The sequence below is a fragment of the Kitasatospora sp. NPDC001132 genome (genome assembly GCF_053598415.1).
Map to the genome: position 1 here is coordinate 21,780 of NZ_JBSFKF010000054.1, position 12,175 is coordinate 33,954.

Here is a 12,175-nt window from a genome sequence, read left to right on the forward strand (position 1 = left end):
CGGCGACGGCCCGGAACTCCGCCAGCATGCCGTCCATCAGCGGCGAGTGGAACGCGTGGCTGACGTGCAGCCGCTTGGTCTTCTGGAACTGGCCGGCGATGGCCAGGACTTCGGACTCATCGCCCGAAATCACCACGGAGGTCGGGCCGTTGACGGCGGCGATGCTCACGTTCTCGGTCAGCAGCGGCAGGACGTCGGCCTCGGAGGCCTTGACCGCCACCATCGCACCGCCCTCGGGCAGCGCCTGCATCAGCCGGCCGCGAGCGGACACCAGCGCCACCGCGTCGTCCAGCGACAGCACACCCGCGACATGCGCGGCCGCCAGCTCACCGATCGAGTGGCCCACCAGGAAGTCCGGGCGCACCCCCCAGCTCTCGAAGAGCCGGAACAGCGCCACCTCGATGGCGAACAGCGCCGGCTGAGTGTACTCGGTGCGCGCGAGAACCGCAGCGTCCTCGCCGAACACGGCGTCACGCAGCGGCAGTTCGGCCCGTGCGCAGACCGCGTCGAAGGCGTCCGCGAACACCGGGAAGGCGTCGTACAGCTCACGCCCCATGCCCGGACGCTGGCTCCCCTGCCCCGTGAACAGGAACGCCGTCCGCCCGGCACCCGCCGTACCCGTGATCAGCCCGGCAGCGGAGCGACCCTCGGCCAGTGCCGCCAGGCCCTCGCGCAGACCGGCCTCGTCACCGGCCGTCACCGCGGCCCGGTGCTCCAGCGCGGCACGCGTGGTGGCCAGCGAGAAGCCGACCTCGGCCGGCGACAGGTCGCCGCCCTCGTCCAGCACGACCAGCAGTCGGCCGGCCTGCGCCCGGAGCGCCTCCGGGCTGCCCGCCGACAGCACCCACGGCGCCACCGGACCGGCCTCGTCGGCGATCTCCCGGGCGACCGGGGAGGCCGCGGGCGCCTGCTCGATGATGGTGTGGGCGTTGGTGCCGCTCATGCCGAAGGAGGAGACGGCCGCGCGACGCGGACGGCCGCGCTCCGGCCAGTCCCGGGCCTCGGTCAGCAGCTCGACCGCGCCCGAGGCCCAGTCGACCTCGGGGGTCGGCTCGTCGACGTGGAGGGTCTGCGGCAGCACGCCGTGCTGCATCGCCATGACCATCTTGATGATGCCGCCGACGCCGGAGGCGGCCTGGGTGTGGCCGATGTTGGACTTGAGGGAGCCGAGCCACAGCGGGTCCCCGCTGCGCTCCTGGCCGTAGGTGGCGAGCAGGGCCTGGGCCTCGATCGGGTCACCCAGTCGGGTGCCCGTGCCGTGCGCCTCGACCGCGTCGACCTCATCGGCCGACAGCCCGGCGTCGGCCAGCGCCGCGCGGATGACGCGCTGCTGGGCCGGGCCGTTCGGGGCGGTGAGGCCGTTGCTCGCACCGTCCTGGTTGATCGCGCTGCCACGGATCACCGCGAGCACCTGGTGCCCGTTGCGCTCGGCGTCCGACAGGCGCTCCAGCAGCAGCACACCGGCGCCCTCGCCCCAGCCGGTGCCGTCGGCGGCGGCGGCGAAGGCCTTGCAGCGGCCGTCCGAGGCCAGGCCGCGCTGGCGGCTGAACTCCACGAAGGTGCCCGGGGTGGACATCACGACCACACCGCCGGCCAGCGCCATCGAGCACTCACCGCTGCGCAGCGCCTGGACCGCCCAGTGCAGCGCGACCAGCGAGGACGAGCACGCCGTGTCGACGGTCGCCGCCGGGCCCTCAAGCCCGAAGGTGTAGGCCAGACGGCCGGAGACCACGCTGGCGGCGTTGCCGGTCGCCAGGTAGCCGTCCGCGTCCTGGGTGAGCGCGAGCAGCAGCGCGGCGTAGTCCTGGCTGTTGGAGCCCATGAAGACACCGGTCCGACTGCCCCGCGCGGACGCCGGGTCGATGCCGGCGCGCTCGAAGGCCTCCCAGGTGGTCTCCAGCAGCAGACGCTGCTGCGGGTCCATCGCCAGCGCCTCACGCGGGCTGATGCCGAAGAACGACGGGTCGAACTCGCCCGCGCCGTCGAGGAATCCGCCGTCACGGGCGTAGGAGGTCCCGAGGTTCGCCGGGTCCGGGTCGTACAGGGCGTCCAGGTCCCAGCCGCGGTCGGCCGGCATGCCGCCGACGGCGTCGCGGCCCTCGGCGACCAGTCGCCACAGGTCCTCGGGCGAGGCGACGCCGCCCGGGTAGCGGCAGGCCATCGCGACGATCGCGATCGGCTCGTCGTCCACGGCCGTCGTACGCACCGGAACGTCGTCCACCGTGCCTACGGTGCCCAGGAGTTCGGCACCGATGTGGGTCGCCAGCGCGGCGGCGGTCGGGTGGTCGAAGACCAGGGTCGCGGGCAGCCGCAGACCCGTGGCGGCGTTCAGACGGTTGCGCAGCTCGACGGCGGTCAGCGAGTCGAAGCCCAGCTCCTTGAACGCCCGACCCGCCTCGACCGCACCGGCGGAGGCGTGCCCGAGCACCGCCGCCGCCTCGGTCCGGACGAGATCCAGCAGGGCGCGCTCACGCTCGGCCGGGGTGAGCGCCAGCAGGCGCTGGACCAGACCGTTGCCATCACCCTCCGACCGGCCCGACGCCACGGCGGCACCCACGAGGGCGCGCTGGACGTCCGGAAGTTCGGCGATCAGCGGGCGCGGGCGGGCGGCGGTGAAGGCCGGGGCGAACCGCGACCAGTCCACGTCCGCGACGGTCACCGTCGCGTCGCTGCCGTCCACGGCCTGCGCCAGCGCGGCGACCGCCGGAGCCGGAGCCATCGGCAGCAGACCACGCCGACGCAGCTGGGCCTCGTTGTCGCCCTGGGCCGCCATACCGCCCTCGGCCCACGGACCCCAGGAAACCGCCGTGGCAGCCAGGCCACGCGAACGGCGCCGCTCGGCCAGGGCGTCCAGGTAGGCGTTGGCGGCGGCATAGGCGGACTGCCCACCACTGCCCCAGACACCCGCGATGGAGGAGAAGAGGACGAAGGCGTCCAACTCGGTGTCCCCGAACAGCTCGTCCAGGTGCGCCGCACCGTCCACCTTGGCGGCCAGGACCTCGGCGAACTCCTCCACCGTGGTCGTGCCCAGCGGGGTCGCGCGGTCCACACCGGCGGCGTGGACGACGGCAGTGAAGGCGTGCTCGGCGAGCAGCGCCTCGACGGCCGCACGGTCGGCGACATCACACGCGGCGACAGTCACCTCGGCGCCAAGGCTCCGCAGCTCCTCGCGCAGCTCCACCGCGCCCGGGGCATCCAGGCCACGGCGGCTGGTGAGCACCACGTGCTCCGCACCACCACCCGCCAGCCAACGGGCCACATGGGCACCCAGCGCACCCGTACCACCCGTCACCAGAACAGTGCCACGCGGCGCCCACGCCGAGGCAGCACCCTGCACCCGGACGAGTCGGCGCACGAACACACCGCTCGCGCGCACAGCGAGCTGGTCCTCGTCGCCGAGGCCGGCGAGCACGGCGGCCAGTCGGCCCTGGGCCCGCTCGTCCAGCACCTCGGGCAGGTCGACCAGACCGCCCCAGCCCTGCGGGTGCTCCAGGCCGAGCACCCGGCCCAGACCCCAGACCTGCGCCTGCGCCGCATCACGCAGCACATCCGCACGACCCGTCGACACGGCGCCGTTGGTCAGCAGCCAGAGCGGGGCCTCGACGCCCGCGTCGGCGAGCGCCTGAACCGTGACCAGCGTCGACAGCACGGTGCCCGCCACGACGACGACACCGACCAGATCCTCGACCTCGGCCACGGCCACACCGATACGAGCGGACAGCTCCTCCCGGTCCGGCCCGCCCGCGCCGATCTCCACCGGCAGAACAACGCCACCGTGACCGGACAGCGCCGCAACCACACCCGCCGACTCAACACCGGCCGGGACCAGCACCAGCCAGGTCCCGCCCAGGACGGCCGGCTGCCCACCGACACCCGCAACCGGCTTCCACGTCACCCGGTAGCGCCAGCCCTCGGCCGCCGACTCCTCCTGCCGCCTGCGACGCCAGGACGACAGCGCGGGCAACAGCGCGTCCGCACTGTCCTCCCGACGCACATCGAGCGTCGACAGGAACATGTCCAGATCCCCCGCGTCAACCGCATCCCAGAACCGCGCCTCGGCCGCACTCAGCGCGACCGCACCCTCCGACACGACCTCACGCTCGGCGGCCTGCGGCCAGTAACGCTGACGCTGGAAGGCATACGTCGGCAGCTCGACCCGGCGCACACCCGCACCAGCGAACACACCCCTCCAGTCCACAGCGACACCATGGACGTGAACAGTCGCAAGCGCCGTCAGCGCGGTCTGCGCCTCCGAACGCTCAGCACGCAGAGCCGGAGTGAACACACCCTGCTCCACGCACTCCTGGCCCATGGCCGACAGCACACCGTCCGGGCCAAGCTCGACGAAGACGCTGACGCCCTCGGCTTCGAGGGCCCCCATGCCGTCGGCGAAGCGGACCGCCCGGCGCACGTGCTGCACCCAGTACTCGGGCGAGCACAACTCCTCCGCCGTCGCGACCGCACCGGTCACGTTGGACACCACCGCGATCTGCGGCGCCGAGTAGGTCAGGCCCTCCGCCACCTGGCGGAAGTCGTCCAACATCCCGTCCATCAAGGGCGAGTGGAAGGCATGCGAGACATGGAGACGCTTCGACTTCTCGAACTGGCCAGCGATGGCCAGGACTTCGGACTCATCGCCCGAAAGCACCACGGAGGTCGGGCCGTTGACGGCGGCGATGCTCACGTTCTCGGTCAGCAGCGGCAGGACGTCGGCCTCGGAGGCCTTGACCGCCACCATCGCACCGCCCTCGGGCAGCGCCTGCATCAGCCGGCCGCGAGCGGACACCAGCGCCACCGCGTCGTCCAGCGACAGCACACCCGCGACATGCGCGGCCGCCAGCTCACCGATCGAGTGGCCCACCAGGAAGTCCGGGCGCACCCCCCAGCTCTCGAACAGACGGAACAGCGCGGTCTCCACCGCGAACAGCGCCACCTGGGTGAACTCCGTACGGGCCAGAACGTCCGCGTCCTCCCCGAACACCGCCTCCCGCAGCGGCAGTTCGACCCTCGCGCAGACCGCGTCGAACGCGTCCGCGAACACCGGGAAGGCGTCGTACAGCTCACGCCCCATGCCCGGACGCTGGCTTCCCTGCCCCGTGAACAGGAACGCCGTCCGCCCGGCACCCGCCGTACCCGTGATCAGCCCGGCAGCGGAGCGACCCTCGGCCAACGCCGCCAGACCGCCCCGGAACGAGGCGAGGTCCTCCGCGACCACCGCGGCCCGGTGCTCCAGCGCGGCACGCGTGGTGGCCAGCGAGAAGCCGACCTCGGCCGGCGACAGGTCGCCGCCCTCGTCCAGCACGGCCAGCAGTCGGCCGGCCTGCGCCCGGAGCGCCTCCGGACTGCCCGCCGACAGCACCCACGGCGCCACCGGACCGGCCTCGTCGGCCGGGGCCGCGGCCTGCGGCGCCTCGACCGCCGCCGGGGCCTGCTCGATGATGACGTGCGCGTTGGTGCCGCTCATGCCGAAGGACGACACGCCCGCCCGGCGCGGCGCGCCGGTCTCGGGCCACGGCCGGGCCTCGGTGAGCAGCTCGACCGCGCCCGAGGCCCAGTCGACCTCGGGGGTCGGCTCGTCCACGTGCAGGGTCTGCGGCAGCAGCCCCTCCCGCATCGCCATGACCATCTTGATGATCCCGGCGACGCCGGCGGCGGCCTGGGTGTGGCCGATGTTGGACTTCAACGAGCCCAGCCAGAGCGGCTCTTCGGTGCGTTCCTGGCCGTAGGTGGCGAGCAGGGCCTGGGCCTCGATCGGGTCACCCAGTCGGGTGCCCGTGCCGTGCGCCTCGACCGCGTCCACCTCGCCGGCGGACAGCCCGGCGCTGGCCAGCGCCGCGCGGATGACCCGCTGCTGGGACGGACCGTTGGGGGCGGTCAGGCCGTTGCTGGCACCGTCCTGGTTGATCGCCGAACCGCGCACGACCGCGAGCACCGGGTGCCCGTTGCGCTGCGCGTCCGACAGCCGCTCCAGCAGCAGGACGCCCGCGCCCTCGCCCCAGCCGGTGCCGTCGGCGGCGGCGGCGAACGGCTTGCAGCGGCCGTCCGTCGCCAGGCCGCGCTGGCGGCTGAACTCCACGAAGGTGCCCGGGGTGGACATCACGACCACACCACCGGCCAGCGCCATCGAGCACTCACCGCTGCGCAGCGCCTGCACGGCGAAGTGCAGCGCGACCAGCGAGGACGAACACGCCGTGTCGACGGTCGCCGCCGGGCCCTCAAGCCCGAAGGTGTACGCCAGACGCCCGGAGACCACGCTGGCCGCGTTGCCGGTCGCCAGGTAGCCGTCCGCGTCCTGGGTGAGCGCGAGCAGCAGCGCGGCGTAGTCCTGGCTGTTGGAGCCCATGAAGACACCGGTCCGACTGCCCCGCGCGGACGCCGGGTCGATGCCGGCGCGCTCGAAGGCCTCCCAGGTGGTCTCCAGCAGCAGACGCTGCTGCGGGTCCATCGCCAGCGCCTCACGCGGGCTGATGCCGAAGAACGACGGGTCGAACTCGCCCGCGCTGTCGAGGAATCCGCCGTCACGGGCGTAGGAGGTCCCGAGGTTCGCCGGGTCCGGGTCGTAGAGCGCGTCCAGGTCCCAGCCGCGGTCGGTCGGGAATCCGCCGACGGCGTCGCGGCCTTCGGCGACCAGTCGCCACAGGTCCTCGGGCGACTGGACACCACCGGGCAGGCGGCAGCTCATCGCGACGATGGCGATCGGCTCGTCGGCGGCGGAGACGGCGGTCGGCGCGTCGGACTGCTCCTGGGAGCCGAGGAGTTCGGCCAGCAGGTGCTCGGCGACGACTGCGGCGTTCGGGTAGTCGAACACCAGGGAGGCGGGCAGCCGCAGGCCGGTGACCGCGTTCAGGTTGTTGCGCAGCTCGACGGCGGTCAGCGAGTCGAAGCCCAGCTCACGGAAGGCCTTGACCGGCTCGACGGCTCCGGCGCCGTGGTGCCCGAGCACCGAGGCGGCCTCGGTCCGGACCAGGTCCAGCAGGGCGCGCTCACGCTCGGCCGGGGTGAGCGCCAGCAGGCGCTGGACCAGGCCGTTGGCCTCGCCGTCCGGCTGGGCCGAGGGCGCGGCACCGGTGAGGGCGCGCTGCACCTCGGGCAGGTCGCCGATCAGCGGGCGCGGGCGGGCCACGGTGAAGCCTGGGACGAACAGCGCCCAGTCGACGTCGGCCACCACCACGGCGGGCTCGTCCTCGGCGACGGCGGCGGCCAGTGCGGCAACCGCCTGCGCGGGCGGCAGCACCGGCAGGCCGCGGCGGCGCAGGCGGTCCTCCGCCTCGGCCTCGACCATGCCGCCGTCTGCCCAGGGGCCCCAGGCGACGGCGGTGGCGGCGAGGCCACGGGCACGGCGCTGCTCGGCCAGGGCGTCCAGGTGGGCGTTGGCGGCCGCGTAGGCGGCCTGGCCGCCACTGCCCCAGACACCCGCGATGGAGGAGAAGAGGACGAAGGCGTCCAGCTCGGTGTCGCCGAGCAGCTCGTCCAGGTGCGCCGCACCGTCGACCTTCGCGCGGAGCGCGTCGGTGAAGGCGGGCAGGTCGGTGTCGGCGATCGTGCCCCCGTCCGCCACACCCGCGGCGTGGACGACGGCGGTGAAGGCGTGCTCGGCGAGCAGCGCCTCGACGGCCGCACGGTCGGCGACATCACACGCGGCGACAGTCACCCGGGCGCCGAGCGCGGTCAGTTCGTCGCGCAGCTCGGCCGCGCCCGGCGCGTCCAGGCCACGGCGGCTGGTGAGCACCACGTGCTCCGCACCACCACCCGCCAGCCAACGGGCCACATGGGCACCCAGCGCACCCGTACCACCCGTCACCAGAACAGTGCCACGCGGCGCCCACGCCGAGGCAGCACCCTGCACCCGGACCAGCCGGCGCACGAACACACCGCTCGCCCGAACCGCGACCTGGTCCTCGTCACCCAGACCGGCCAGCACCGACAGCAGTCGGCCCTGCGCCCGCTCGTCCAGCACCTCCGGCAGGTCGACCAGACCACCCCAACGCTCCGGGTGCTCCAGCGCGACGACCCGGCCCAGACCCCAGACCTGCGCCTGAGCCGCGTCACGCAGCACATCCGCACGACCCGTCGACACGGCGCCTCCGGTCGCCAGCCACAGCGGCGCACCGACACCGGCGTCACCGAGGGCCTGCACCAGCGTCAGCGCGACACCCGCGTCCGACACCACACCCAGCACACCCGCCACCGGGGCACCGGCAGCCGCAGCCACCGCAGCCGCCAACTCCGCGCGCGACAGCCCGGCCGAACCCACCAGCCGCACCGACACACCACGACCCGACAACGCCCCCGCACACGCCACCACCGGCGCGGCAGAGACGTCCTCCGCCACCACCAGCCACTCACCGGACGGAACGGCGGAACCGAGCTCGGTCACCGGCTTCCACTGGATGCGGTAGCGCCAGCCGTCGACGGTGTGGCGCTCACGGCGGCGACGCCGCCAGGAGGAGAGCGCGGGCAGCACCGTGCCGAGGGAGGCGCGGACGCCCTGCTCGGCGTCGTCCACCTCCAGGGCCTCGGCCAGCGCGCCGAGGTCCTCGCGTTCCACGGCCTCCCAGAAGACCGCGCTGTCGAAGACGTCCCCGGCGGGCCCGTCGAGGGCCGGACGCGCCACGAGGCTGAGGTCGGGCCAGTAGGTCTCCTGCTGGAAGGCGTACGTCGGCAGGTCGACGCGCACGGCGCCGGTGCCGGCGAAGACGGCGCTCCAGTCGACGGCCGAGCCGTGGACGTGGGCGGCGGCCAGGGCGGTCAGCGCGGTCTGCGCCTCGCCCCGTCCGGTGCGCAGGGCGGCGGCGAAGGCCGCGGCGCCGGTCAGGCACTCCTGGGCCATGGCGGTGAGGACACCGTCCGGGCCCAGCTCGACGAAGGTGCTGACGCCCTGGGCCTCCAGGGTCCGCATGCCGTCGGCGAAGCGAACGGCCTGGCGGACGTGGCGCACCCAGTACTCGGGCGAGCACAGCTCCTCGGCGGTGGCGACCGAACCGGTCACGTTGGACACCACCGGGATGACCGGCTCGGCGTAGTCCAGGCCCTCGGCGACGACCCGGAACTCCTCCAACATGCCGTCCATCAGCGGCGAGTGGAAGGCGTGCGAGACGCTCAGCCGCTTGGTCTTCCCGAACTTCCCGGCTATCGCCAGCACTTCGGCCTCGCCACCGGAAATCACCACGGAGGAAGGCCCGTTGATGGCGGCAATGCTGACGTTGTCCGTGAGCAGCGGCAGCACCTCGGCCTCGGTCGCCTTGACCGCCACCATCGCGCCGCCCTTCGGCAGCGCCTGCATCAGCCGGCCACGCGCCGCGACCAGGGTGACGGCGTCGTCCAGCGACAGCACCCCGGCGACATGCGCGGCCGCGATCTCACCGATCGAGTGGCCGACCAGGACGTCGGGGCGCACGCCCCAGCTCTCGAAGAGGCGGAACAGTGCGGTCTCCACCGCGAACAGCGCGACCTGCGTGTACTCGGTGCGCGCGAGAACGTCCGCGTCCTCGCCGAACACGACTTCCCGCAGCGGCAGTTCGACCCGCGCGCAGACGGCGTCGAAGGCGTCCGCGAACACCGGGAAGGCGTCGTACAGTTCACGCCCCATGCCCGGACGCTGGCTCCCCTGCCCCGTGAACAGGAACGCCAGCTTGCCGCCCGAGGCGGCACCCGTCACCAGCCCGGCGGCCGTGCCGCCCTCGGCCAGTGCCTCGACGGCGGCCAGCAGCTCGGCCGGGCCGTCCACGACGACGGCCGCCCGGTGCTCGAAGGCGGCCCGGGAGGTCGCGAGCGAGTACGCGAGGTCGGCGGCCGGCACGTCCGACCGGGTGCGCAGGTGGGCGGCCAGGCGGCGGGCCTGGGCGCGCAGGGCGTCGGTGGTGCGGCCCGACAGGACGACCGGCAGGTCGGCGGCCGGGGCCGGAACGGCCTCGCGGGCCGGCGCGTCGGTGTCCGCCGGGGCCTGCTCGATGAGGACGTGGGCGTTGGTGCCGGAGACGCCGAAGGAGGAGACGCCGGCCCGGCGGGGTTCGCCGGTCTCGGGCCAGTCCCGCGACTCCGTCAGCAGCTCGACGGCGCCGGAGGTCCAGTCGATGTGCGGGGACGGCTCGTCGACGTGCAGGGTCTTCGGGAGCACGCCGGCGCGGATCGCCATGACCATCTTGATCACGCCGCCGACGCCGGAGGCGGCCTGGGTGTGGCCGATGTTGGACTTCAGCGAGCCCAGCCAGAGCGGGCGGTCGCCGCTGCGCTCCTGGCCGTAGGTGGCGAGCAGGGCCTGGGCCTCGATCGGGTCGCCGAGCACGGTGCCGGTGCCGTGCGCCTCGACGGCGTCGACCTGGTCGGCCGTCAGGCCGGCGCCGGCCAGCGCCTGGCGGATGACGCGCTGCTGCGCGGGGCCGTTGGGGGCGGTCAGGCCGTTGCTGGCACCGTCCTGGTTGATCGCCGAACCACGGACGACCGCCAGCACCGGGTGCCCGAGGCGCTGCGCGTCCGACAGCCGCTCGACCAGCAGCACGCCGACGCCCTCGCCCCAGCCGGTGCCGTCCGCGGCGCCCGCGAAGGACTTGCAGCGCCCGTCGACGGCCAGGCCGCGCTGGCGGCTGAACTCCACGAAGGCGGCGGGGGTGGACATGACGGTGACACCGCCGGCCAGGGCCATCGTGCACTCGCCGCCCCGCAGCGACTGGACGGCCAGGTGGAGGGCGACCAGGGAGGAGGAGCACGCGGTGTCGACGGTGACCGCCGGGCCCTCGAGACCGAAGGTGTAGGCCAGGCGCCCGGAGACGACGGCGGCGGCGTTGCCGGTGGCCAGGTAGCCCTCGGTCGCCTCGGCGGTGCTCATCAGGAGGGCGCCGTAGTCCTGGCCGTTGGAGCCGACGAACACGCCGGCCTGGCTGCCCTTCAGGGTGGCCGGGTCGATGCCGGCGCGCTCGAAGGCCTCCCAGGAGGTCTCCAGCAGCAGGCGCTGCTGCGGGTCCATCGCCAGCGCCTCGCGCGGCGAGATGCCGAAGAAGCCCGCGTCGAAGCGGCCGACGCCGGGGAGGAAGCCGCCCTCGCGCGAGTAGGAGGTGCCCTGGTGTGCCGGGTCCGGGTGGTAGAGGGCGTCGAGGTCCCAGCCGCGGTCCTCGGGGAAGGTGCCGATGCCGTCGATGCCGTCGGCGACGATCCGCCACAGGTCCTCGGGCGAGCTGACGCCGCCGGGGTAGCGGCAGGCCATGCCGACGATGGCGATCGGCTCGTCGTCGGTCCGCGCGGTCGCGGCGGCGGGCACGGCGGCGGACTGCTCGCCGAGCAGGCGGGTCCGCAGGTGGGCGGCCAGGACCTCGGGGGTCGGGTAGTCGAAGACCAGGGTGGCCGGGAGGGAGAGACCGGTGCCGGCGGTCAGCAGGTTGCGCAGCTCGACGGCGGTCAGCGAGTCGAAGCCGAGGTCCTTGAAGGCGCGGCCGGACTCGATCTCGGCGGAGTCGGCGTGGCCGAGCACCGTGGCGACGTGGCCCCGGACGAGCCCGGTCAGCAGCTGCACCTGCTCGGCGGCGGCGAGCGGGGCGATCCGCTCGCGCAGCCGGCCGGCCTGGTCGGTGGTCTGCGCGGGCGCCTGCTCGGCGTCGAGCAGCGCCCGGACCTCGGGAAGGTCGGCGATCAGCGGGCGGTTGCGGCCGGCGGTGAAGGCCGGGGCGAAACGCGCCCAGTCGACGTCGGCGACGGTCAGCGTGGCGTCGCCCTCGGAGAGGGCGCGGCCGAGGGCGGCCAGCGCCAGTTCGGGGGCGAGCGGCGGCAGGCCGCGGCGGCGCAGCTGCTGCTCGCCCTCGCCGTCGACCATGCCGCCGTCGGCCCAGGGGCCCCAGGCGACGGCGGTGGCGGCGAGGCCGCGGCCGCGGCGCTGCTCGGCCAGGGCGTCGAGGTAGGCGTTGGCGGCCGCGTAGGCGGACTGCCCGCCACTGCCCCAGACACCCGCGATGGAGGAGAAGAGGACGAAGGCGTCCAGCTCGGTGTCGCCGAGCAGCTCGTCCAGGTGCGCGGCACCGGCCACCTTCGCGGCCATCAGCTCGGCGGTCTCGGCGGCGTCGGTGACGGCGAGCACGGCCGAACCGGTCAGACCGGCGGTGTGGACGACGGCGGTGAACTCGTGCTCGGCGAGCAGCGCCTCGACGGCCGCACGGTCGGCGACGTCACACGCGGCGACGGTCACCTC

At 74.3% G+C, this 12,175-nt stretch carries 1 protein-coding gene (running past one end of the window); it reads right to left on the bottom strand.

What is annotated here, in order from left to right; genetic code table 11:
• The coding region annotated (locus ACWDBE_RS37390; protein WP_449810202.1) for a type I polyketide synthase crosses the window boundary (this coding region is incomplete at its 5' end): on the bottom strand, positions 1–12,175 show 12,175 of its 30,120 nt. 17,945 nt of the annotated region lie to the left of the window's left edge.